Below are 23,854 nucleotides of genomic sequence, written 5' to 3'. Positions count from 1 at the left end.
GGTCTCCTTGGACAAGCTGACACCGAGAGAGGTGTTAACAATGAAATGGAAAAAATGGATATTTCGCGTTGTTTTTAATCTATTGTTTGTGGGGGCACTGTACACAACAGCAACGAACATATCCAACGTTTCTGCAAATGACTTGAAATTATGGTTAACAGAGGATCATGAAGCGGTATCATTGAAAAGTAATAGTCTGGAAATCAGAAAAACAGTATTAAATCAAAAATCCCTGAATGAGCAGCAGCCAGATCAGCAGTATATCAGTAATGCCTCGACTGGGGCAGCAGCCACATTAGAAGAAACCATAGATGTCACAAAGTATCCCACTACTACTGTTATAGCGACCGGTTATACAGCAGGTGCTGAGTCAACTGGAAAAACGCCAGAGCATCCTGGCTATGGAATCACTTATTCTGGTATCGAAGTAAAAAGAGATTTATATTCCACGATTGCTGCAGATTTAGATGTATTCCCGATTGGAACCATTTTATTTATCCCGGGATATGGTTACGGGGTAGTGGCTGATATAGGGTCTGCTATTAAAGGGAATAAGATCGACCTTTACTACCACACTGTAGATGATGTTTATAACGAATGGGGTAAACAAACAGTTGATGTTTACGTAATCGAAGAAGGAAATGGTACGCTCACGGAAGAGCAATTTCATGAGTGGAACAATGATGAAGCCTTACAAGTGTTTCGGAAAGATATCATAAAGAACTAATGTAAATACCCGCCTGTATCTTATGCAGGCGGGTATTTTTGTTAATAGATGATTTAAAAAATCGCATAGTAAAGAATAATGCTCAATAGAATTCCAGTCACACCACCGAAAAACACCTCAATCGGTTGATGACCAAGCAATTCTCTTATTTCCTCGCGCTTTTCAAATTCTTGTTTCTTGTTCCAAAGTTTGGCTTCATCGACAAAGCGCTGAAAATCATTGATCAATAAATTTAAAACAATCGCTTGTTCTCCGCTTTGTCGCCTTACACCAGTCGAATCGAACATGACAATGATACTGAACACAGTGGCAATGCCGAACATAGAAGAATCAAAACCCTCTTGCAAGCCTACTGCTGTCGCCAGGGCTGTTACTGCAGCGGAGTGGCTGCTGGGCATGCCGCCAGTGCTGAAAGCAAGTCCGGGGTTGAAATCTCTTGTTGCAATCATTCGAATCGGTACTTTTACTGCTTGAGCGAATAAAATCGCTATGATAGCAGACCACAATGGAAAGTTATACAATAACTCCATGATTTCCTGTCATCCTTTCCAGCTAGTATGACTATAATTTCTATACTTCCCTTTGGTATGATAGGTGTAACATCCTATTCTTCCATCGGGGGTTGCTGATGTGTAACTTATACCCAATGTCTTATTATGAATTTTTCATTTCCTTCAATGAAGGTGATTTTTACACCTGCCATGATCTGCTTGAGGAAATATGGTTGACAGATCGGCAAAATCTGTTTATCAAAGGTTTGCTTCATTTAAGTGTGGCATTATATCATTACAGTTACGGTAATGTAAAAGGTGCCCACGCGATGCTCTTATCATCACATACCTACCTGTCGAATTACGATGGTGTGTATTGGGGGGTAGCAGTTTCTGAGGTAGTTGACTATATAGATGATTGCTTGACTATTATATCACAACTTTTAACAGAGGATGACTGCAAAGACTGGGATGAACTCCCCGATTTTCCTCGGCTTTATTTGAACATCCGGGAAGACGGAGAAATCTTTTAATAACTATGGAGGTGGAAATATTGTATACCATTCGTAAGACTCTGTTAGAACAAGACGAAGCACTAATCATAGGACTTTTTCATGAAAACAAAAACCAGCAGCCGATCTACCAATTACTTAATGAACAGTTTGATGATAGCTTAGATAGTTATGTGAAAAGCGGAGATATTTCCAACAACTATAAATCTGTATCTAAAATTCTTACATACGGAAAAATCCCGGTTAAGCGCGTTTATTTTCTAGGGCTTGGGAAGAAGAAAGAGTTGACACAAACGAAACTAAAACATGCTTTTGGGAAATTATTTCAACATTTGCAAAAAGATGGTCTGACCCAAGCTGCGATTGCTTATGATAGCTTTTCATTTGCTGATACAAAGGAGGAGCTGACGGCAAAAGCATTAACGGAAGCAATGCTTATGGCAACCTATCAATTCCCTCATTACAAAACGAGTAATTACCAGCCAAAAAAGGTAATCGATGACTTAGTGTTGGTCACCAGGGAAGAAAAGGAAGAAGATCTGCTGCAATCGCTTACTGTTGGAGAAGCATTTGGTAAAGGAGCCAACACATCACGTTACTTGATCAATCTCCCGGCTAACTTATTGACAGCTAATGATATGGCTGAATTCTCCCTTACATTAGCTGAAGAACATGGATTTGACGCAGAAATTCTGGAAAAAGAAGATTTGCAAAATCTCGGAATGGGTGCTTTGCTTGCGGTGAATCAAGGCTCTGAAGAACCCCCTAAAATGATCGTGCTAAAGTATCAAGGACGTACAGAGTGGACAGATGTTATCGGTCTGGTAGGCAAGGGCATTACTTATGATACGGGAGGATATTCGATTAAATCGAAAACAGGTATGCCAGGTATGAAGGGTGATATGGGAGGTGCAGCAGCTGTCCTGGGGGCAATGGATATAATTGGGCGGCTGAAGCCTGCTCAAAATGTAGTGGCGGTCATCCCCTCAACAGATAATATGATTTCAGGCGGGGCGTTCAAACCAGATGACGTCATTACTTCTTTAAGTGGAAAAACAATTGAAGTATTGAATACCGATGCAGAAGGTCGTTTGGCTTTAGCGGATGGTCTTACCTATGCCAAACATCACCGCGCCCAAAAACTGATTGATGTTGCCACATTGACTGGAGGTATGGTAACGGCTCTCGGTGAATGGATGACAGGGGCAATGACAAATGATCCAAGCTTTTTCGCCCAGTTGAATAAAGCTTCGGAGGATGTGGGCGAGCCTATGTGGCTGCTCCCTTATAATAAAGACTATCAAGCACAAGTCAGGAAAAGCAGTGTGGCTGATCTTAATAACTCACCAACTAGAAAAGCTCACCCAATCATGGGCGGTGCTTTCGTGGCAGAGTTTGCGGAAGATACTCCGTGGGTGCATATTGATATCGCCGGGACATCCGTGGCGGAGTCCGATCATGACTTAGGACCAAAAGGGCCAACCGGCGTTATGGCTAGAACACTGGCAAATTATATTTTAAAGGCATAAAAAAAGATTGGTTCCGGTCATGGAACCAATCTTTTTCTTTTAAGACTTAATAGCAGCTTCAAGAGCTACTTCAATCATATCGTTGAAGGTGGTTTGTCTTTCTTCTGCGGAAGTTTCTTCTCCGGTTAGGATGTGGTCGCTAACAGTCAACACGGACAATGCCTGGCGATTATACTTAGCTGCCAGTGTGTAAAGGGCTGTAGTTTCCATTTCAACCCCAAGCACATTATAGTCAGCCAATTGGTTAAAAAGGTCCATCGCATTGTCACGGTAGAAACTGTCACTTGTGAAAACATTACCGACACGAAGCTTTAAGCCTTTTTCTTCACCAGTATCATAAGCATTTTTTAAAAGTGCAAAATCAGCGGTCGGAGCATAATCGATGCCACCGAATACCATTCGATTCATTTGAGAATCCGTAGAAGAAGTAGATGCCAGAATGACATCCCGTACCTTGACGTCTTTTTGCAATGCTCCACAAGTTCCAACGCGAATCAGTTTTTTAACGCCATAACTTTCCATCAATTCGTTGATATAGATAGAAATGGAAGGTACTCCCATTCCTGTCCCCTGTACGGAGATGCGTTCTCCTTTATAAGTACCCGTATACCCATACATTCCTCTGACTTCGTTATAGCATACGGCGTCTTCTAAAAAGTTTTCTGCTATATACTTTGCGCGTAAAGGATCACCGGGAAGTAGAATCGTCTCCGCTATATCCCCTTGCTTAGCGCCAATATGTACACTCATTGTATAACCTCCATTATTTACATTGTTTACTACAGTTACAAGTTATCACAGTGAAAAATCAAAAACAAATATAGCGCCTTCATTTACTGATATGACAATGATTTGCCATAATTATGAATATACATTCATTCACATAACTTTCATATTATTCATTCTTTTGTCGATATTTTTGTGCATGAAAAAGAGTAAAATAAAAGTATAAGGAGGGGGTTGTGATGCAAAATAATTCTGTGGCAAATATCCAAGGATGGCTGGATGGTTTAGAAGCGGAGAAGCAAGCCCTGTTACATGATATGAGTGAAGGTGTAAATCATTTACCTACAGAAGAACAAAATATGAAATTAGAACAATTGGACGCTTTGATTTTCGCCACTCAGGCGAATCAAAGCCTAAAAAGAAACAGAAAAGCCCGTAGCTAAGGTTAGGTTACTTAAGCCTTAAAATAAAATTTCCCAATGTCATTCTCTATATCCTGCTGGGTATTGTATTGGCCGATGTTGTCAGCGGTAATGAATTGCTTCACTTTGCAAGTGAAATAGGTATTGTTCTACTGTTCTTTTTATTGGGACTGGAATTCAGTGTAAACAGGCTCGGTGGTATTGCCAAGAAAATTTGGCCCGCGGGTTTCCTGGATGTTTTTCTCAGTATGGGAGTCGCTATGATACTGGCCATGGCCTTTGGAATGGATTTGTTCCATGCCTTTCTGATCGGGGCTGTTACATATGCTACAAGTTCCTCTATAACTGCAAAACTGTTAGATGATAAAGGCCGAATGGCAAATACAGAAACAGAATTCATTTTGGCTTTGTTGATTTTCGAAGATCTAGTGGCGCCAATTGCGATCGCAGTGCTGATAGGTATCAGTTCTGGAGATAGCTTTACCATGGTGGATTCGATTATTTTAGTCGGAAAGATTATCGGACTGACAGCAGACGCAATTGTACTTGGTAAGACACTCTTCAAACGCTTCGGTCAATTCCTGGATAAGATTGATGATGAGGATTTCAAGATAGCCCTTTTGATAGGGATTGCTTTAGCGTATGGAGGGATGGCTTTATACTTAGGACTCTCAGAAGTTCTGGGAGCATTTTTAGCAGGAATGATGCTAGCTGAAATCGGTAATATCGATCGTGTCCAACAAACAGTGGTACCTGTCAGGGATTTGATGCTTCCAACCTTCTTTGTTTACTTCGGTACTTCCATTGAATTTGGAGACGGGGTTCCTTTTCCGTTATTACTGCTTGTATTGGTCCTATGGTCAGTTATCGCAAAGTTATTAGTAGGTATAATCGGAGGGAAATTGTTTGGGCTTTCAAAGCGATCATCACTACGCGCGGGGTTTTCATTATGCGCGAGAGGAGAATTTTCTCGTTGTTATCGCAAGTATTGCCAGTGGAAACATCAAAATATTCAGTGGAATTTATATTATTATCACCGCATTTCTTGGCATGCTATTATTTGACTTAGCCCCGAAGTTAACAAATGCTATTTATGGTAAACCGGAAAAAAAGAAACGGGATTTAAAAGTGCCTGGAAGTTGAAAGGAGCTGCATGGTTTCCCAGTGCAGCTCCTCTTTTTATCCAAAATAAGATTTTTCTAATGAAGTTACCTGATCCAGCGCTTTTTGATTGAAAGCAGAATCTTTTCTTTCCAGGCGCTCTCTCAACCTGTTCACCGCATTTCTTAGCGACTGTTCGTAATCAGGTATCTCACCATCATAGGCCTTTACGGCGGATTTTGCAATATTCGCTTTTTCATGGTGGCTCAGCGCTTTTCGTTCGTGGAAGAATACATCTTCCGTTTTCCCCGGGTTATGTAGATCTCCTTGCATCGGGTGTTTTTCTACAGCTAATACTTCAACTAAATAAAAACGGTCTCGATCCTCGATGATTTTTCCGATATAACTGCCTGATTTATAATGCGCGATTACGGAGTCTCCGATATTAAGCTCTGACATAATCAAACCTCCTTTGTTTCATTGTAACAAATATATCCTTCTTTTTTTATTTATAGAGATTGGAAAATCTGATATACTAGGCGTGTAATTTGATAAGGAAGTGATGCCATTTATGATGGATTTTTTATATTTTCCAGAGGATAAAACGGAATACATTCCTGCTGTATTATCTTTGTCTGTATTTATTGCTCTTGCAGTACTTACTATGTATTTGATCATTAGAGTATCAAAGAAACAAGAAGAACGTACAGAAGAACGATTCAAAAACGAAGAAGAGCACAAGCACTATCTTAACAAATGAGCCAGGGGAGCCCCTGGCTTTTTCCATTTAAGCTCCCTTTAATTGAAGACTCAGTTTCAAGATAGTTTGTTTCCGTTACGTTAGTAACGGTTAGGAGAGGAGGGCCGGGAAATCACTCGCTTTCCATGGCCGTACGGTGAGCTTCCTCGGGCTAAAGCCCTGCGGGATCTCACCATGTACTATTCTCCCATCGGAGTCTCGCAATTTCCCGGCCCTCCTTGCGTTTTTATGTGTAACGGAAACAGGTCAGCACGGAAGACTATAAAATGAGTAAAAAGCGAGCTTTATGCCTCATCACACTTAAAGGTACCTTGGTCGGCGGCTCCCCCCACAGGAAAGCGACCCGTTTCCCAGCCGCCCTTACTTCTGGTTCGGCAACGGACCTCAAAGTATCTCGAAATCAAGTCTTCGACTTTTCGGACCTTTTATTGAATAAGGCTTTATGGGTAAATCAGCAACAAGCTATATTTAAGTAAGACTTAATGGCCGCTTCTTTTCAAATGCTTGTGTAAAGGAATAAATATTTGGTTAAGCTATGGGAAACAAGGGAAAGGGCGTTTCTCATGGAGTATAGAAAGTTATTTATTATAGGTCTTCTTGCTTTAGGTTTGATAGGGTGTCAAAGCAGCAGCAGATCAAATGCTACGATCGGAATGTATAACCAGGATGGGGATATGATTGGTACAGCTAAACTGACAGAGCGGTCGGAAGGAGTCCAGGTACTGGTAAATGTGGAAGGTTTAGAACCTGGTCCCCATGGTTTTCACGTACACGAATTTCCGGTGTGTGAAGGACCTGATTTTACAAGTGCCGGCAACCACTATAACCCTACGGGAAAAATGCATGGGCTGATGAATACGGAAGGTCCTCATGTAGGCGATATGCCTAACTTAGAAGCAGATGAATCTGGGATGGTAGTGGAAGCGGAAGTGATGCTTCCGGAGGCGACCTTACTGGATGGGAAAAATTCATTGATGAAAGGGGAAGGCACTTCATTAGTCATCCATGAAGCAATCGACGATGGCTTTTCGCAGCCTGCGGGAGATGCGGGAGAACGTGTAGCCTGTGGAAAGATACAATTAAACGATGACGGGGAGATGCCAACCGATCCGATGGACCAAAAGAATAAAAAAGAGGAATGAGAAAAGACGGGCGCTTTATAAGCCCGTCTTTTTTCATATTAAAGTTCTTTCACCGCTTGTACGATGCGGTCTACGCCCTCTTCGAGTGTCGCTTTAGGGCAGGCAATGTTCATGCGCATAAATCCTTCGCCTTCTTTACCAAAAGAGGCGCCGTCATTAAGTCCTACTTTTGCGGTCTCCTGCATAAAAGTCTTCAAATCTTCATGCGCAAGACCGGTTTTTTTACAATCGAGCCATAAGAGGTAAGTTCCTTCTGGTTCTACGACTTCTATTTTTCCTGTCGCATTCAAATGTTTCAGCGCATAATTTTTGTTTTCCTCTATGATTCCAATGAGTTCTTCTAACCATTCTGTACCATGTTGATAAGCAGCTTCTAAAGCTGTAATCCCCATTGTGTTCAGCATGTTCATTCCCTGAGCAAGGAACTTATCATCCACTTTTTTCTTCAATTTCTTATCGGCAGTGATTACATACGATGCCTGTAGTCCTGCTAAATTGAAAGTCTTGGTAGGTGATAGACAGGTGATCGTTTTTTGGTTGATATCCTCTGACAAAGAAGCGATCGGTGTATGGTTATATCCAGGAAGGACAAGGTCTGCATGAATTTCATCGGAAAATATGAGGACATTATGTTTTAAACAGATGTCTGCCATTTTCTTCAGCTCTTCTTCTGTCCATACCCTCCCCACAGGGTTATGAGGGTTACATAGAATGAATGCTTTTACATCATTCTCTTTTATTTTATTTTCGAAATCATCGAAGTCAATTTCGTAACGGTTCTCTCTGTAGATCAGTTCATTCTTGATAATATTGCGCTCATGTTGTTCGACTACTTTATAGAATGGGGGATAGACAGGAGTCTGAATCAAAAGGTTATCTCCTTTTTCTGTAAGGGCCTGCACCATCATATGTAGGCTGGGGACGACTCCTGGACTATAGGTGATCCAGTTTGTATCAATTGTCCAATTATACCGTGATTTTACCCAGTCGTATATCGTTCCTCCAATTAACTCGTCTGTTAACGTATATCCAAAAATGCCATGCGCTGCTCTTTCCCTTAAGGCATCGATCACGCCTTGCGGGGCTTGAAAATCCATGTCTGCCACCCACATAGGAAGCACTTCTTTGGATTTGAATAACTTTTCCGCCATATCCCATTTCACAGAGCGTGTACCCATTCGGTCTTTCACTTCATAAAATCGGCTCATTTCTTATCACTCCTTTTAATTTCCTTCACCTTTTCATCTTAACCAAAACTGTTAGAAATGAGAAATAAGCTGTTTTTATTAAAATAAATAACTGATTGTGACAAACATCATGTTTCTAAGCCGCAATATGAGCTATATTGTAAGAGAATAACAGGAGGTGATAGAAATGTTGCATAATGACGGCGGGCTCCCATTACTATTAGATCAGTTCCTGAAGGATCACCAGTCCCTGCAGTCAGAAATGAAGATCATTGATGACTGTTTGACTAACCTTGAGCGGTCTGTGCAGATTTCTTATGAGGATATGAAGGAACTTGTTTTGCCAGTCAAGCATTTCTATGAACAATTGGAAGCCCATTTGCTTTCAGAAGAGAAGGAGCTCTTTCCTTTATTGTTAAATGAAACGGAAGAACATGGTTATCTTTATTTCACCTTTGATTTAGAACATAAACAAATAAAACAATACATCAAACAGTTCTTATTCATGGCTGAGCGTTATCACGAAAGGACAGTAGAAATAAAAAAGGCTAATGTGTTAATCAGCCTCCGTTTTGCGCTGGAGGCAGTAACTGCTCATTTTATCCGGGAAGAGGAAAACCTCTTTCCTGAAATTCTTACATTGCACGAAAAACTTGTCTAACAAATAAAAAAAAGCAAAGCGGTTACCGCTTTGCTTATACAGGGGGAATACGAGAAAGTCTTACGTTACTCATTATTACCAGATTAAACATTGTTTAAACCTGTTTTTAATAATTTTTTCATAGATTCATTGATTTTTTTGGAATAGGATGTTTCATTTCGATAAATTAAAGTATTCGATTAGTAACATTAAGCGTAGCTCCTGTTTTTTAGAACTTTTGTTGCAATTTGCGAGTATTCTTTGCCAGCAGCTGATTAATGTGATAGAATCAATAATTGCGTAAAAGTATAATAATATATAAATCAGGAGTTGTATAGCATGTCAGAGAAGTTCGAAACAGGTCAAGTATTAGAAGGTAAAGTTACTGGAATTCAACCATACGGTGCATTCGTTGCCCTTGACGATCAAGTCCAAGGCTTGGTTCATATTTCTGAAGTGACACACGGTTATGTAAAGGATATTAATGAACATCTATCCGAAGGCGATGAAGTAAAGGTTAAAATTCTGAATATCGACGAAGAGAAGAACAAGTACTCTCTTTCTATCCGTGCTACTCAGGAAGCACCTAAGAAACAACCTCGTCGTCCACGTAATTCCCAGCCTGCACAAGCACAAACTCAAGATAATTCAGCAGGGTTCAACACGTTGAAAGACAAGTTGCAAGAGTGGATTGAGCAATCGGAAGATCGCTCTAAGACCTATAACAAAAACAACTAATACTATTCCTGACCAGGAAGATATGAAGAAGGCAGTCACGAACTCATCGTGACTGCCTTGTTGTTTTTATCGAGTAGTATTCGGTTCTGTCCGATCAGCAGTTTCCAGTTCTGGACGGAACAAATAAGATAGCGCAATAATACCACTGATACCGACTAGCGTGTAGATGATACGGGCAAATGCACCACTTTGTTCACCACCGCCGAAGATGGCAGCAACCAGGTCAAATTGGAACAATCCAATCAATCCCCAGTTAATTGCTCCTATAACTGTTAGTATTAATGCTATCCGTTTAATTGTATCCATGTTTTTCCCTCCAATTAGTTAAGAATAGGTTCTCTGTTAGGTTTTCTCGAAATCCATATAATATGCATATTGCTTATGTTTTGAGAAATTTGGATAAGTTCGTCATAATTAATTGGGAAAGAAAGGAGTTTTGATAAAAATGGATGCATTTCAATTTCATAATCCAACGAAGTTGATTTTTGGAAAAGACCAGCTGGAAAAGCTTCCTGATGAGCTTCCACAAGGAACGAAAAAAGTTCTTATGGTATATGGTGGAGGTAGCATCAAGAAAAATGGCATATATGATAAAGTGCTGGATAAATTAAAAACATTTGGTGCGGAAGTATTTGAATTGTCTGGAGTAGAACCGAACCCAAGGCTTGCTACCGTCCGAAAAGGTGTGGAAATATGCAAGCAGGAGGATATTGATTTTCTTTTAGCGGTCGGCGGAGGAAGCGTAATCGATTGTACGAAGACGATTGCGGCTGGTGCAAAATACGAAGGAGACGCATGGGATCTTGTAACAAAACAAGCTGTCCCGGAAGGAGCTTTACCATTCGGTACAGTGCTCACTCTGGCGGCGACCGGTTCTGAAATGAACGGAGGTGCAGTAATCACTAACTGGGAGACAAACGAAAAATATGGTTGGGGCTATCCTCCATATACGTATCCTTCATTCTCTATACTTGACCCAGCTCATACTATTTCTGTACCTCGTGATCAGACGATTTATGGCATTGTAGATATGATGTCCCATATTCTAGAGCAATATTTCCATAATCCCACGAAATCACCTGTACAGGATGAAATGTGTGAAGGGGTCTTAAGGGCTGTCATCGAAACAGCGCCGAAGCTGCTGGGTGACCTGGAGTCGTATGAGCACCGGGAAACCATTTTATATGCGGGTACAATTGCGTTAAATGGCATGCTCCAGATGGGTTATCGTGGTGATTGGGCCACGCATAACATCGAACATGCTGTCTCGGCAGTTTATGATATTCCTCATGCGGGAGGTTTGGCAATCCTCTTCCCGAATTGGATGAAGCACAACCTTGATCAGGACCCTGCCCGTTTCAAGCGATTGGCTGTCCAGGTGTTCGGCGTCAATGCAGAAGGTAAATCAGACCGTGAAGCTGGATTGCAAGGGATTGAAGAATTGCGTAAGTTCTGGTCATCACTCGGTGCTCCTGAAACTTTGCGGGATTATGATATCGATGATTCGAAATTTGAGCTGATTGTGGATAGAGCAATGAAACGTGGTTCTTTCGGTAACTTTAATAAGTTGGAGAACGATGATGTAGCAACTATTCTAGAAATGTCCAAATAATGAGAAAAAAGCCGTCTGGCAGGCAGCCAGACGGCTTTTAAAAATAAATTTCACTTGTATCCGCTTTCATCCTGGGACGCGCTTGAATTGCACGGTGTGTTCCGCTAAAGTGAAATTGGATTGGTTTTATTCAGAAAAACTGGAGGGATAAAAGTGACACATATTCGCTTTGATTATGAAAAAGCTTTACCTTTTTTCGAAACGCACGAATTGGACTATATGGAAGATGCAGTCAAGCTCGCGCATCATGCCTTACATGAAAAGACAGGAGCTGGCAATGATTTTTTAGGATGGCTTGATCTTCCTGAAACTTATGATAAAGAAGAATTCAGCCGTATCAAGAAATCAGCAGAGAAAATACAGTCAGATAGTGACGTTCTGGTGGTTATCGGTATTGGCGGGTCATATTTAGGAGCTCGTGCAGCATTAGAAATGCTAAACCATAGCTTTTACAATGAATTGAGTGGTGAACAGCGAAAAACACCACAGGTATTTTTTGTTGGTAATAGTATTAGCGCGCCATATATGAATGAACTGTTTGATGTATTGAAAGATAAAGATGTATCCATCAATGTCATTTCCAAAAGCGGCACGACAACGGAACCTGCCATCGCATTCCGATTGTTCCGTAAGTTTCTGGAAGAGAAATATGGAAGAGAAGAAGCTCGTAAGCGTATCTATGCGACCACAGATAAGCAAAAGGGCGCTCTGAAAACATTAGCTGATGAAGAAGGCTATGAGAGCTTTGTAGTACCGGATGACGTTGGTGGCCGTTTCTCTGTATTAACAGCGGTAGGGCTGTTGCCGATAGCGGTCAGTGGTATTGATATCGACAGCATGATGGAAGGCGCGAAAGCAGGAATGGATGAATTAAATGGTTCTAAACTGAGCGAAAATCCTGCATACCAATATGCTGCTGTACGGAATATTTTCTACAATAAAGGCAAGTCGATTGAAATGCTTATTAATTACGAACCAGCCTTACAATACTTTGCGGAATGGTGGAAACAGTTGTTTGGAGAAAGTGAAGGGAAAGACCAGAAAGGAATCTTCCCTGCATCTGCAAACTTCTCGACAGATCTTCATTCCCTTGGTCAATATGTTCAGGATGGCCGGCGAGACCTGTTTGAAACGGTATTGAAAGTAGAGAAACCAAAATCAGATATTACGCTTGAAGAAGACGAACAGAACCTGGATGGCTTGAATTATCTTGCAGGTAAGACAGTAGATGAAGTTAATGAAAAGGCCTATGAAGGTACTTTGCTTGCACACACAGATGGTCAGGTTCCAAATCTGACTGTTCATGTTCCTAAGTTGAACGCCTATACATTTGGCTATTTGGTTTATTTCTTTGAAAAAGCATGTGCCATCAGCGGATATTTATTAGGTGTCAATCCTTTCGATCAGCCGGGAGTCGAGGCGTATAAGAAGAATATGTTCGCCTTGCTTGGTAAACCAGGATTCGAAAAAGAAAAAGAAGAGCTGGAAAAACGGTTGTAAGTAAAAATAGCAAAGCCCCGCGGGAAGCGGGGTTTTTTTTATGTGTGTGCCCGGCATGTGCGCACGCTTTAGGGTTCAAGTCCCGAGCGGTGAAGGTCATTGTAACCGTTAGCTGAAGGCAAGGGTGTCTGGGACGACCTGGAATCTGAAGGAAGCTGGAGGCAAATCTCCGACCCGAGGAACACGAATCTCATAGAAGGCTGTCATTCTAGGATGAGGTGGCACAACACACCAAAGCCCGAATGACCAAAGAGAATTGGCAGTAAATGAGGCGGGTACATGGAGAGGAAGTTTGCGCACTTACCCGGGGAGGTCTGTCGGATACGCGAGGTACCCTTCGCAACCTGTTCAGTGATGGACAGCTGATCCTGCAGAAGTCAGCCGAGGTCATAGTACCTTCCTAACTCGAGGTAGGAAGGGAAGGACTGAATCTTTAAGCAAGAGCGATCCTTTCGGATGCACTTCTCTGTGAAGACACAGCCAACTCCGCAGGAGTCTACTCAAAGGAGGAAGTGGTGAAGTCCATGGGGGACTTTGAGAGGGTGGAACAGAAGGTGAAACGAAGAAAGAACATCGCTCGCGTAGGAGAGATATCTAATGATGGAACGCATCCTATCACGGGAAAATCTCACACAAGCGTTGAAACGCGTGGAACGTAATAAAGGGAGCCATGGGGTCGACAACATGCCCGTACAAAACCTGCGAAGGCATGTAACCGAGCACTGGTCTACCTTGCGTTCAGAGTTTGAGAAGGGAACCTACCAACCTTCTCCCGTACGTCGAGTCGAAATCCCGAAACCAGACGGTGGAGTACGGTTGTTGGGTATCCCTACCGTGGTGGACCGTTTCATCCAACAAGCCATAGCCCAAGAACTAACCAAGGTGTTCGACCCCACCTTCTCTGAACACAGTTATGGTTTTCGCCCGAAGCGAAACGCCCATCAGGCGGTACGCAAGGCGAAAGCGTACATTCGAGAAGGTAACCGCTGGGTCGTAGATATGGATTTAGAAAAGTTCTTCGACAAAGTCAATCATGACAAGCTAATGGGGGCTGTCCCATAAGTCTATAAGAGACTTATAGGGGCAGCCTTTTTTCATTATTGTTGATACTGGAAAAGTGGGGCTGGGAAACGATTCCCTTTCCACGGGGAAGACGACAAGTCTCCTCAGGCTTCGCCCTGCGGGGCCTCGTCAGTCTTGCCTCTCCCGTAGGAGTCTCATCGTTTCCCTGCCCAAATTGGCAATCAACAATACAAAAACCTTCTTTTTTTATGAGTAACTCTTCAGCTACTTTCATTGATTATAACATGGGGCAATTGGTTCTACCAATGGACTTCAGTGATTTAATTCCTGAGGACCATGTGGTCCGTGTCATTCATGCCATGGTGGAACAGGTCAACGATGACATCTTTTTCTCTCAATATCAAGGCGGCGGTCGGAGCTCCTATCATCCCAAAATGATGACAAAAGTTATCTTATACGCCTACACGCAAAAAATCTATTCCTGCCGCGAAATCGCCAAAGCTCTTCGAGAACATCTGCCGATGATGTGGCTGGCCGGCCAACAGTCACCAGATTTCCGAACCATCAACCGGTTCCGTTCAGAACGGATGAAAGCAATTATTGAACCTTTATTTACTGAGTTGATTAAGCTTCTGATCGATCAAGAGTACATATCCATGGACAATTATTTCCTTGATGGAACAAAAATAGAGGCAAATGCCAATAAGTATACATTTGTGTGGAAAAAATCCGTCCAACGTTACGAAAAAAACTTACAGGAAAAGTTGGATCAAACTTTCGCGGATATTGAAGAAGCTATTGAGTTAGACGAAAACATACTTACTAATGAGGAATCTCCTGCCAAGCGAGTAACTTCCGGCAATTTGAAAAAGTTGTCGAGCAGGTAGAAGCTCAGGTGGAACAGGCGGAAAAGGCGGTCGAAGAGGAAGCTGATAAGGTAAAGAAGAAAGAAAAAAAGGAAGTATTCCGCGCCAAACGACGTATCTATAAAACGTTGAGCCAGGACTACCTTCCTCGTTTAAAAAAGTATGAAAACCAGCTGGCCACCTTCGGTGACCGGAACAGTTATTCTAAGACAGACACGGATGCCACCTTTATGCGAATGAAAGAGGATCATATGAAGAATGGGCAACTGAAACCGGGTTATAATGTGCAGGCAGGAACAGAGAATCAATTCATCATCGGCTACTCGATCCATCAGCGTCCAACAGATACCCGTTGTTTTGAACCGCATTTTCAAAAGCTGCAGGCTGCAGATCTTCCGTTCCCCAACACAATTGTCGCTGATGGAGGTTATGGCGGAGAAACCAATTACAAATACGCAAAGAAGGAAGGGTTTGATACACTCATTCCATATAACACGATGCGAAAAGAGCAGTCTCGTTCGTTCAAGAAAGACCCAAGCCAGGTTATGAACTGGGAGTACAAGGAAGAAGGGGATTATTATATTTGTCCGAATGGACGAAAGGTCCCTTTTCAATTCCATTCTCACCGTACCGATAGGTACGGATACACGCGAGCCTTCAAGGTCTATGAATGTGAAGCGTGTACCGGGTGCCCTATAAAAGAAAAATGCACGAAAGCAAAAGGAAACCGGCGTGTTTACTATAACCCGGCATATGAACAACTGAAGAAGGAAGCAAGGGAAAGCCTTTGGTGTGACGAAGGAGCACAAATCTACGCCAAACGAAAAGTTGAGGTGGAAAGTGTGTTCGGTCATATCAAAGGCAATCGGTCGTTCCGGAGGTTTTCTCTCCGGGGCATCGATAAAGTGAATATAGAGTTTGGGCTGGTCGCCATCGCCCACAACTTCCTGAAACAGGCGGAGTGGAACCGCCTGTTTCACCGGGGAAATAAGCTCACAACGAAAAAACCACGAAGAAAAATCAATTTCTTCGTGGTTTTTCCATTTTAAAGAGGACTTATGGGACAGCCCCATCAAAGACAGCAGACTTCTCCGGATTATCAAACGATATGTGAAATCGGGGATACTCATGAATGGCGTTTGTGTTCGATCGAAGGAAGGAACTCCGCAAGGTGGTCCGTTAAGCCCGCTCTTAGCCAACATTGTTCTTAATGAATTAGACAAAGAACTCGAAAAGAGAGGACACAACTTTGTTCGGTACGCCGATGACTTTCATATCTACGTTTCTTCCCGGAAGGCAGGTTATCGGGTGATGAACTTGATTACCGCATTCATCGAGAAGAAACTCCACTTAAAAGTGAACCGGGAGAAATCAGCTGTCGACCGACCATGGAGAAGAAAGTTCTTGGGGTTCAGTTTCACGTCTCATCGCGAACCGAAGGTACGCGTGGATAAGAAAAGTGTACAACGTCTGAAGAAGAAAATTCGGGAATTAACCTCCCGGTCAAAAGGTTGGAGCATGGACTATCGTATCAAGAAACTGAATCAATACCTCATTGGATGGTGTGGGTACTTTGCGTTAGCAGATACGAAAAGCATTTTCTCCAGCTTGGACAAATGGATTCGTCGCCGAATGAGGATGTGTCTTTGGAAAGAATGGAAACTTCCGAAGACTCGCAAGAGGAAACTGATTAGCTTAGGTGTTCCAAAGTGGAAAGCCCACGAATGGGCGAACACCAGAAAAGGATACTGGCGGATTGCGGAGAGTCCTATACTAAGCAAAACCCTAAACAACTCCTACTGGAGTCGTTTAGGGCTTCGCAGTTTGTATCAAAGATATATTTTCTTACGTCAATCTTAAAGAAACCGCCGTATACGGGTCCGTACGTACGGTGGTGTGAGAGGACGGAGGTTAGTCACCTCCTCCTACTCGATTCATAAACTTCAATGATTTTGGGGATGGTAACAAGAAAGGAGTGATGATTGTGATTCCTGTAACTTCAAAACTGACAGGTGAAGCTTTCACTTTGAGCGAATTAGAACAGACCTTGAAACCTCTAGGTTATCAAATAGGTGGCAACTGGGATTATGACCATGGTTATTTTGATTATAAGATTGCTGACGAGGGAGGTTACCAGTTTCTGCGTGTCCCATTTCAAGCAAAACAAGGGTCCTTAGACGACTACCATGTAATAGTTGAATTAGGTGAGCCTTTTCTACTTTCCCATAAATATCAGCGAGGGATGGACGATCACGTACATGTTGGTGTCGGTAAAGCTTCCATTGACCAATTTTCTGAACCCGTTGACCCCGATGCTTCGGTTCCGGATAAATATGTTGAAATCGGCAGAGAACTAGTAAGAGAGCTGGAAGCTCATTTACTTCGGTGACAATAAAACCAGTCGGTCGTCCTCACGTATTGATTCTTGTGGATCGACATTAATCAGCAAGGAATTTTGTCTTAGCAATCCAATGAGAATGGAAGTTTTTTCAGCGTAGTAAGCTGCCCCTGTTGAAAAGTTTGCGTCAATTAAATGGGTGGGTGGGGTGAGTTCATAAAACTGTTCCTCCGTCAGGATTTTCAATAACAATTTAAATGGCTGGACAGGGTCGTTCCGATAAAGTTCATGGTAAAATAAAGAACTCATAAAATCGTTGGATCGGATGATGTCTTTCGCTCCTGCCCGCTCTGCATTGATGACCTGTTTGTCGGTAAGAATTTCAGCTGTTATATTAAGGTCAGGGTTACAGCCTTTCATCGCAACAATACCTAATATAACTGCCTGATCTGCCTTATCTTCCGATTGCGAAGGGTCAGCGGTTATCAGAGCTTTACGAGCTTTGGTTATATTTGCCATAAATAAGATTTTATCTTCGTAAAAATCACCACGTATAAAATGAACCGGATATTGCCGGTAGGGGAGCATGTTCATTGTTTTATCAATGACCACTACTTTTTCCGGGTCTTTTTGTTTTTGCATGATATCAATCAGTTGTCTTGTGCGTTCATTCCAGCCCACCACGATAATATGATTTTCTCCTTTAAAGGCGACTTTTCCACTTGATAAATCACGTTCATACTTAATCGTTCCTGCAGATATAGTTGCCATATAAAAAGTCAGAAGGCCTCCACCTGCTAGAATCAGTAAAATAGCAACAATCCTTCCTGAAGTGCTTAACGGTACATAATCTCCGTAACCTACAGTCGATCCTGTAACGAATGCCCACCATACGCCATCAAAAAGTGTGGGAAAATGACTGGGCTCAAGCAAATGGATGACACTTCCAAAAAACACCATGAAGATGATGACCGTGAGAAGAAGGCGTACGAATATAGGTAAACGGAAATAAAACTGAACAAAACCATACATACAGGTACGCCTCCTTTCTAGCATTTAAAGTAGATAATTATTAGTATTAGCAAAAAAAGACAAAACAAGCTTTTCTAACATTAAGTATAGACAACCTTTCCTTCGATAATACAATTTAAAAAAGCCTGCCGTGTTATGGCAGGCTTGATTCCAACTGTCCGAGTGACTGTTTTAAACTGTCATATACTTCACTCCAAAAGTCCTGGTTATCACGGTAAGCTTTCGTTATGAATTGAAACATTTGCTTTTCTTTCAGTTGGTAATCTTTTGGATCTTTTTTAGGCAGACCGTTTCTGGATTTTTCGATAAATTGTTGAATAGCCTCTGCTCTCGGCCCCCAATGGGTGACTTCATTTCCTTCTGGATCAATAAAAATGAAAATAGGAATAGACCTGGCATCTCCTGTCAGATAGTCATCCATTAATTCAGGGTTTTCATCACGTGCTAACAAATGAACATTCATGTGACCTGCCTCGGCGAACTTTAACAAAATAGGTATGTTAAGCATGGCATCTCCGCACCAATCTTCTGTTAAAACGATTACTCGTAAATTCTGTTTTTGCAAATACTCAAAAAAGGGCTGATCATCCGTAGGGATATGGAAGTTCTCATATATATGAATAAAATCTTTTTGGTATTTACCCATTGATTCTACATATTCTTGTGCAGTTATTCCTTTTTCAAACCATTCTTCCAGATTCATGTTAGCTCCTCCTCGTAATAATGAACATATCAAGAATCCATTCCCCGATTTGTAATGAATCATGCACACATTTTTAATAAGTTATCAAAGTGTAAAAGAAGCTTGTGTAACATAAAACATCTTCTTAAAAAACATTCTCATCTGCGATTTGATTTTTTGGTATGATGGAGAAAGCAGTGGTAGAAGGAGGAACAAATATGGAACAACAACGCAGGGACTTTTTATTGGAATTATTAAACACAGCATCCCCCTCCAGTATGGAAATGGAGATCCAAAAGAAATGGATGAAAGAATTTAGCCCTTATGCTGATAAATTGCTCACCGATAATGCAGGCAATGCAATTGCTGTTCTCAATCCCAAAGCTGATTTCAAAATACTTTTAGCTGGACATTGTGATGAAATCGCATTGGTCATCAATCGGATTGATGAGAAAGGCTACCTGCATTTTGACAAAATGGGAGGAATTAACCCCAAAGCTGCAATCGGTATGAAGGTACAAGTACTTGGCTATCAAAAAACAGTGACAGGAGTCATTGGGGTTAACGCCCAGCATCATGGTGGGATTAAGGATGACTTTGGTCTGGAAGATCTGTTTATTGATTGTGGAGCTAAATCAAAAGAGGACATGGAAGAACTGGTGCAAATAGGTGATTTGGCGGTCTATAAGCGGGAACCGGAAGTGATGATGGACCGCTATGTAGCTGGAAGAGGGCTTGATAATCGTACAGGTGCTTTCATTGTGGGAGAAGTAGTGCGTAGACTCTCAAAGAAAAAATTGAAAGTGGGTGTCTATGCCGCTTCCACTGTCAATGAAGAGACAAATATGGGAGGAGCCTATTTTGCAGCAGCTGGAATTGAACCAACGATGGCGATTGCCTGTGATGTCACCTTTGCAACCGATTATCCAGGTGTCAATACTAACAAATATGGAGATGTCCGTTTAGAAGGTGGACCTGTACTGGCAAAAGGAGCACCGATCAACCGGAAGATCAATCAACTCCTTGAAAAAACGGCAAAATCGCTTGAAATGGAGGTGCAATATGAACTGACTCCAAGAGCTACGGGGACAGATGCCGACAGAATGAGGCTGACAGGAAAAGGGGTTCCGGTAAGCCTGGTTTCTCTTCCGCTTCGATATATGCACTCTCCAGTAGAAACGGCCAGCATCAAAGATATCGACGAAGAAATTGATTTACTGGTGGAAATGATTGCTAACATGACAGGAAAAGAAAGCCTAAATCCATTGGAGGATTAAGAACAATGAATGTGGCCAGATTTGGCATTAGAGAGTTGGGAAGTTTCTCAGATCTCCATCGGGAAAATAGTGAGCTGAACGGGGCGAATGCTGCGATAAAGCTTAATATTTTTCCTGTGGCAGGAGAAGAGGGTTCCAGCTCTCTTTTTTATTAGCCCCAATATAGGAAGACAGTTATATTATTTTGGAATGATGGATGAATTTTCATGTGTACTGCCGAATATGATAAGGGTATAATAAGAACAAATGTTCGTTTTGGGGGTGGGAAAATGAGGCACATAGATAACATCTTAAGTCGAGCGAAGGAAAGTGGCAAAACAATAGAGTTGATCTATCTCAGTAAAGGCAATGATTTTACCCATCGGGTTGTTAGAGTCCTTCGGATAAATGAGGAAGAAATACTTGCCTTCTGTTATATACGACGCCACGTAAGGAGGTTTAAAAAAGCAAATATCTTATCAGCAGCTCCTGCTCGAAACAAAAAGGGCGCTTAATTCAAGATAAATATATTGCTATAGCCATGATTTGCCGCAATAAAAATCTCAACCTGACATAAATTCCAAGTCTAGAAGCCTTGCCTGTGAATCAGGCAAGGCTTTTTACATCCATGAAAAGAAGGTTTGATCGGGATTCATCTGAAAAAAGGTAAAGGCCAGGAACGTGGCAAATAAACTCCAAAGGAAATAAGGAATAAGTAATAATGCGCTTAGCTTTTCCCACCTGAAGAGCAGAATTACTAACAGTAAACTGCTTAAAGCCACTAAAGAAGTATCTACAGCGGCTAATAACAAGTCTTTTAAATCAAATTGAAAGAAGCTGAATAACTGGTTCGTTATATAGTTGATTATAAAGGTGCTCCAGAACCATACTCCTAATTGTTTGAAACCATTTTTAAAACCGGCGTAAGTAACAGAAAAGGCGATGAAGCCATATAATATTGCCCAAATTATTCCGATAGTACTTCCGCTTGGTGTCCAGGATGGTTTATCCAGTCCGTCATACCATGGACGATCAACAGGAAACAAAAATCCAGCTAGTGAAAAAGCCGCATATATAAGGATAAAAACAGCTATAAATTTAATTAATTTACCGATAGTTCTCTCTCCTTTTGCAATCTTGTTATAAAATTATTCAACAAAACGGGCGAAAAGTCGAAGGCTTGATTTCGAGGTATCTGCGGTTCTTTACCATAAAAGATTCCTCGGGCTACCGCCCTGTGGGATCTCGCCTAGATCCTTCTACCCCGGGAGTCTCGCAGTTTCTCAACCACCCAATCCGAAGGATGGGAGAAAAGAACCCCTCTTATATTGCAGATGTCTTCTACTTTTAATGGATAATTGAATAAAGATGCGGCTTTAAGTTCATATTTCATGTATAGCTCACTCTTGGTTCGAAGAACGATATACTGATGTTTCCGTTTCTCTCATAAACGCAAAGAGGTCCGGGAAATTGCGAGACTCCAGTGGGATGAACATGAGCGGTGAGATCCCGCAAGGCGAAGCCTGAGGAAGCTCACCACATGCCCACGGAAAGCGAGTAATTTCCCGGACCTCCACACCGTTACTACCGTAACGGAAACAAACTATCTCGAAACTGAGCCTTCAAGAAAAGGGAGCTTATCTTTAACATAAGCATGGAGTTTTAACAGAGACACAGGCTAAAAAAGAAGAACGGTGTATTACCGTCCTTCTATCTCCTGACTCTCTTCTACTGTATAGCGAGCGGTAGGTTCGATTTCCAACCGTTCGACAGGGATTGGATCGCCTGATTTTTCACTAAGTCCGTATTTTCCGTCTTCGATTCGTTGCAGGGCATCTTCAATCTCCATCATACGTTCCCGTGCTTTTTCGTAAAATGTCTGATCCTTGGAACGCTCAAACTGTTCTGTCCCATGGTTGCCTGGGTGATCAGGCATATCAGACAATTCCTGATGGCTTTCCGCAGAGGAGTCTTGATTTCCCAGAGAGTCGCTATATTTTTCGAGATCCTGTTCTGTTTCCTTTTTCATTTCCAATAATCGTTCTTTGAATTCCTGGATTTGTTTATCATTAAGCATGGCTTCGTCTCCTTTCGAAACACTAGTATCGTTATAGAGGAACTACACCAATCGTACAGCGAGAGATGGAAATAAGCTTTTCGGCTTCATCGGTGATTTTAATTTCCCAAACCATCGTGTTCCTGCCAATGTGGAAAGGTACAGCGGTGGCTGTGACGGCGCCGTCACGTTTACTTTTGATATGGTTAGCGTTGATTTCAACTCCAAATACGCGGTGTGTTTCCGGATTGATATTATGAAATGCACCTATACTTGCTGCTGATTCTGCAAGGGCGACACTAGCTCCCCCATGAAGAAATCCAAGTGGCTGGTGAGTCGCAGCATGTACCGGCATCGTCATGACCACCTTGTCTTTCTCCAGTTCTTTTACTTCCATCCCTAACGCTTCCATCATCGTATTGTCGAATTGTAATTCCATTACACTCATTCCTTTGTAAGTATTTCCCGTAAAACCTTCAATAAAACATCACAGGATGTAAAAAGAAGCGGCAAAAACCTTTGCCGCTTGATGTTAAATAGGTACATAGATTTGTAGTAACAAAGAGACACCTAATAAGAAACCATAGATTGTATTGGTTTGAGCAGTTGCCTTCATAGCCGGCATCATTTCAATTGGCTGTGATTTACCAACGAATCCTTTCACTGCCGGAACTGCTTTCTTTATGCTCAAAAACGCAAGGAAGCACCATAATGGCAGTAGGCCAAGGATGATATAAATCAATGTTAATAGATAGGATGTGAGGAATAATGCTCCAAGGAAGCGGATAGCGCCTTGTTTTCCTAACAGGATGGCAATTGTCTTCCGTCCGTTTTCTTTATCTCCATCTAAATCCCGGATATTATTGGCAAGTAAGATGGCGCCAACAAAAATGGCGACTGGTATGGAAATCCAAAGGACTCCTCCATGGATTGTAAGGGTTTGGATAAAATAACTGATGCCGATAATGATGGTGCCCATGAAGAATCCTGCTGCCAATTCGCCAAATGGAGTATAAGCGATTGGATAAGGGCCACCGGTATACAAATAACCGAATAACATGGAAATAGCACCGATAGCAGCAACCCACCAGCTGGTTGTTACTGAAATATAAATACCAAGCAGGATAGCAACGCCGAATAAAGAAAGCGCCAACGTTAATACCGTTTTAGGGGAAATACCATCCCTGACGATTGTACCACCGATACCGACAGAGTTTTCATTATCCAGCCCTCTTACATAATCATAATACTCGTTGAACATATTGGTTGCGATTTGTATCAATATGGAAGCTGTCAGCATAGCAAGAAACAGCCCTGCATGAAACCCCCCATCCAGTACGCCCAGCATCGTTCCGATGAATACTGGCACGAATGCTGCTGTCAACGTATGGGGACGAAGCAGCCGCCACCAAACTTGAAAACCTCCCTTTTCATTCAAGGAAGCCTTTATATCTTGACCTTGCACAGGATTCATAGTTGTTCTCTCCCTTTATTTCTATCAAATTATTACAATC

Annotated in this window: 24 protein-coding genes and 3 pseudogenes; 16 read left to right on the top strand and 11 right to left on the bottom strand. The window is 41.9% G+C overall.

What is annotated here, in order from left to right; genetic code table 11:
- Positions 1 to 40 precede the first annotated feature (40 nt).
- Complete coding sequence (locus B9Y67_RS05135) at positions 41 to 727, top strand: 3D domain-containing protein (protein WP_085505718.1); 687 nt, start codon at positions 41 to 43, stop codon at positions 725 to 727.
- A gap of 53 nt (positions 728 to 780) precedes the next feature.
- Here B9Y67_RS05135 and B9Y67_RS05130 read toward each other — a convergent pair whose 3' ends face one another.
- Entirely contained in the window at positions 781 to 1,257 is a 477-nt protein-coding gene (locus B9Y67_RS05130) for a divergent PAP2 family protein (protein ID WP_085505717.1), read from the bottom strand.
- Positions 1,258 to 1,355: 98 nt separating this feature from the next.
- Here B9Y67_RS05130 and B9Y67_RS05125 point away from each other — a divergent pair, with 98 nt between their 5' ends.
- Both B9Y67_RS05125 and B9Y67_RS05120 read left to right on the top strand, forming a co-directional pair.
- The gene (locus B9Y67_RS05125; protein ID WP_085505716.1) at positions 1,356 to 1,751 is read left to right on the top strand and encodes a DUF309 domain-containing protein; all 396 of its coding nucleotides are present in this window, start codon (positions 1,356 to 1,358) and stop codon (positions 1,749 to 1,751) included.
- Between the two features lie 20 nt (positions 1,752 to 1,771).
- On the top strand, positions 1,772 to 3,259 hold the full coding sequence (locus tag B9Y67_RS05120; RefSeq protein WP_085505715.1) for a leucyl aminopeptidase: 1,488 nt from the start codon (positions 1,772 to 1,774) through the stop codon (positions 3,257 to 3,259).
- Between the two features lie 39 nt (positions 3,260 to 3,298).
- Here the strand turns inward: B9Y67_RS05120 and deoD are convergent, their stop codons facing one another.
- Positions 3,299 to 4,009: a purine-nucleoside phosphorylase gene (deoD, locus tag B9Y67_RS05115; protein WP_085505714.1), complete on the bottom strand. Its 711-nt coding sequence runs from the start codon at positions 4,007 to 4,009 to the stop codon at positions 3,299 to 3,301.
- A gap of 215 nt (positions 4,010 to 4,224) precedes the next feature.
- Between deoD and B9Y67_RS05110 the strand changes: the two genes are divergently transcribed.
- Positions 4,225 to 4,428: a hypothetical protein gene (locus B9Y67_RS05110; protein ID WP_085505713.1), complete on the top strand. Its 204-nt coding sequence runs from the start codon at positions 4,225 to 4,227 to the stop codon at positions 4,426 to 4,428.
- Positions 4,429 to 4,496: 68 nt separating this feature from the next.
- The gene (locus tag B9Y67_RS05105) at positions 4,497 to 5,471 is read left to right on the top strand and encodes a cation:proton antiporter (protein WP_254901712.1); all 975 of its coding nucleotides are present in this window, start codon (positions 4,497 to 4,499) and stop codon (positions 5,469 to 5,471) included.
- A gap of 115 nt (positions 5,472 to 5,586) precedes the next feature.
- Here B9Y67_RS05105 and B9Y67_RS05100 read toward each other — a convergent pair whose 3' ends face one another.
- Positions 5,587 to 5,967: a kinase-associated lipoprotein KapB gene (locus B9Y67_RS05100; RefSeq protein WP_085505712.1), complete on the bottom strand. Its 381-nt coding sequence runs from the start codon at positions 5,965 to 5,967 to the stop codon at positions 5,587 to 5,589.
- A gap of 103 nt (positions 5,968 to 6,070) precedes the next feature.
- On the opposite strand from B9Y67_RS05100, the gene B9Y67_RS05095 reads away from it, so the two are divergent.
- Together B9Y67_RS05095 and B9Y67_RS05085 are read left to right on the top strand one after the other, a co-directional pair.
- The gene (locus tag B9Y67_RS05095; protein ID WP_254901776.1) at positions 6,071 to 6,268 is read left to right on the top strand and encodes a hypothetical protein; all 198 of its coding nucleotides are present in this window, start codon (positions 6,071 to 6,073) and stop codon (positions 6,266 to 6,268) included.
- A gap of 563 nt (positions 6,269 to 6,831) precedes the next feature.
- The gene (locus B9Y67_RS05085; RefSeq protein WP_254901711.1) at positions 6,832 to 7,410 is read left to right on the top strand and encodes a superoxide dismutase family protein; all 579 of its coding nucleotides are present in this window, start codon (positions 6,832 to 6,834) and stop codon (positions 7,408 to 7,410) included.
- 38 nt (positions 7,411 to 7,448) lie between these two features.
- Here B9Y67_RS05085 and B9Y67_RS05080 read toward each other — a convergent pair whose 3' ends face one another.
- Positions 7,449 to 8,618: a MalY/PatB family protein gene (locus B9Y67_RS05080; protein WP_085505709.1), complete on the bottom strand. Its 1,170-nt coding sequence runs from the start codon at positions 8,616 to 8,618 to the stop codon at positions 7,449 to 7,451.
- A 166-nt stretch (positions 8,619 to 8,784) separates the two neighbouring features.
- Between B9Y67_RS05080 and B9Y67_RS05075 the strand changes: the two genes are divergently transcribed.
- Positions 8,785 to 9,258: a hemerythrin domain-containing protein gene (locus B9Y67_RS05075; RefSeq protein WP_085505708.1), complete on the top strand. Its 474-nt coding sequence runs from the start codon at positions 8,785 to 8,787 to the stop codon at positions 9,256 to 9,258.
- Positions 9,259 to 9,576: 318 nt separating this feature from the next.
- Positions 9,577 to 9,975, top strand: a complete 399-nt coding sequence (yugI, locus tag B9Y67_RS05070) for a S1 domain-containing post-transcriptional regulator GSP13 (protein WP_085505707.1) — start codon at positions 9,577 to 9,579, stop codon at positions 9,973 to 9,975.
- Positions 9,976 to 10,041: 66 nt separating this feature from the next.
- Here the strand turns inward: yugI and B9Y67_RS05065 are convergent, their stop codons facing one another.
- A complete protein-coding gene (locus B9Y67_RS05065; RefSeq protein ID WP_062440791.1) occupies positions 10,042 to 10,281 on the bottom strand; it encodes a DUF378 domain-containing protein in 240 nt (79 codons plus the stop codon).
- Between the two features lie 139 nt (positions 10,282 to 10,420).
- Here B9Y67_RS05065 and B9Y67_RS05060 point away from each other — a divergent pair, with 139 nt between their 5' ends.
- From B9Y67_RS05060 to B9Y67_RS05030, 6 genes and pseudogenes are all read left to right on the top strand, one after another.
- Positions 10,421 to 11,587, top strand: coding sequence for an iron-containing alcohol dehydrogenase (locus B9Y67_RS05060; RefSeq protein WP_085505706.1), 1,167 nt, complete (start codon positions 10,421 to 10,423; stop codon positions 11,585 to 11,587).
- 153 nt (positions 11,588 to 11,740) lie between these two features.
- Complete coding sequence (locus B9Y67_RS05055; RefSeq protein WP_085505705.1) at positions 11,741 to 13,087, top strand: glucose-6-phosphate isomerase; 1,347 nt, start codon at positions 11,741 to 11,743, stop codon at positions 13,085 to 13,087.
- 597 nt (positions 13,088 to 13,684) lie between these two features.
- A pseudogene (locus tag B9Y67_RS05045) lies at positions 13,685 to 14,137 on the top strand (reverse transcriptase domain-containing protein); the annotation flags it as partial.
- 221 nt (positions 14,138 to 14,358) lie between these two features.
- Positions 14,359 to 16,025, top strand: a pseudogene (locus tag B9Y67_RS21195) (IS1182 family transposase).
- Positions 16,026 to 16,047: 22 nt separating this feature from the next.
- Positions 16,048 to 16,836 (top strand): annotated as a pseudogene (locus B9Y67_RS05035) (group II intron maturase-specific domain-containing protein); the annotation flags it as partial.
- A 124-nt stretch (positions 16,837 to 16,960) separates the two neighbouring features.
- Positions 16,961 to 17,365, top strand: coding sequence for a YugN-like family protein (locus tag B9Y67_RS05030; RefSeq protein ID WP_085505702.1), 405 nt, complete (start codon positions 16,961 to 16,963; stop codon positions 17,363 to 17,365).
- Here the strand turns inward: B9Y67_RS05030 and B9Y67_RS05025 are convergent.
- Both B9Y67_RS05025 and B9Y67_RS05020 read right to left on the bottom strand, forming a co-directional pair.
- Positions 17,354 to 18,346, bottom strand: a complete 993-nt coding sequence (locus B9Y67_RS05025) for an ion channel (protein WP_085505701.1) — start codon at positions 18,344 to 18,346, stop codon at positions 17,354 to 17,356. The two genes, B9Y67_RS05030 and B9Y67_RS05025, sit on opposite strands and share 12 nt — an antisense overlap.
- Positions 18,347 to 18,479: 133 nt before the next feature.
- Positions 18,480 to 19,049 carry a thioredoxin family protein gene (locus B9Y67_RS05020; RefSeq protein ID WP_085505700.1) on the bottom strand — a complete coding sequence of 190 codons (570 nt, stop codon included), beginning with the start codon at positions 19,047 to 19,049 and terminating at the stop codon, positions 18,480 to 18,482.
- 197 nt (positions 19,050 to 19,246) lie between these two features.
- Between B9Y67_RS05020 and B9Y67_RS05015 the strand changes: the two genes are divergently transcribed.
- Positions 19,247 to 20,305, top strand: a complete 1,059-nt coding sequence (locus B9Y67_RS05015; RefSeq protein WP_085505699.1) for a M20/M25/M40 family metallo-hydrolase — start codon at positions 19,247 to 19,249, stop codon at positions 20,303 to 20,305.
- Between the two features lie 599 nt (positions 20,306 to 20,904).
- Here the strand turns inward: B9Y67_RS05015 and B9Y67_RS05005 are convergent.
- From B9Y67_RS05005 to B9Y67_RS04990, 4 genes are all read right to left on the bottom strand, one after another.
- Complete coding sequence (locus B9Y67_RS05005; protein ID WP_085505697.1) at positions 20,905 to 21,399, bottom strand: TspO/MBR family protein; 495 nt, start codon at positions 21,397 to 21,399, stop codon at positions 20,905 to 20,907.
- A 584-nt stretch (positions 21,400 to 21,983) separates the two neighbouring features.
- Complete coding sequence (locus B9Y67_RS05000) at positions 21,984 to 22,361, bottom strand: TraR/DksA C4-type zinc finger protein (RefSeq protein ID WP_085505696.1); 378 nt, start codon at positions 22,359 to 22,361, stop codon at positions 21,984 to 21,986.
- A 31-nt stretch (positions 22,362 to 22,392) separates the two neighbouring features.
- Positions 22,393 to 22,779 carry a hotdog fold thioesterase gene (locus tag B9Y67_RS04995; protein WP_394461902.1) on the bottom strand — a complete coding sequence of 129 codons (387 nt, stop codon included), beginning with the start codon at positions 22,777 to 22,779 and terminating at the stop codon, positions 22,393 to 22,395.
- Between the two features lie 93 nt (positions 22,780 to 22,872).
- Positions 22,873 to 23,814, bottom strand: coding sequence for a 1,4-dihydroxy-2-naphthoate polyprenyltransferase (locus tag B9Y67_RS04990; RefSeq protein WP_085505694.1), 942 nt, complete (start codon positions 23,812 to 23,814; stop codon positions 22,873 to 22,875).
- Between the last annotated feature and the right edge of the window lie 40 nt (positions 23,815 to 23,854).

The sequence above is a fragment of the Thalassobacillus devorans genome, from assembly GCF_900176565.1.
GTDB classification, from domain to species: Bacteria; Bacillota; Bacilli; order Bacillales; family Halobacillaceae; genus Thalassobacillus; species Thalassobacillus devorans_A.
This window is presented reverse-complemented; position numbering and strand designations above follow the sequence as displayed.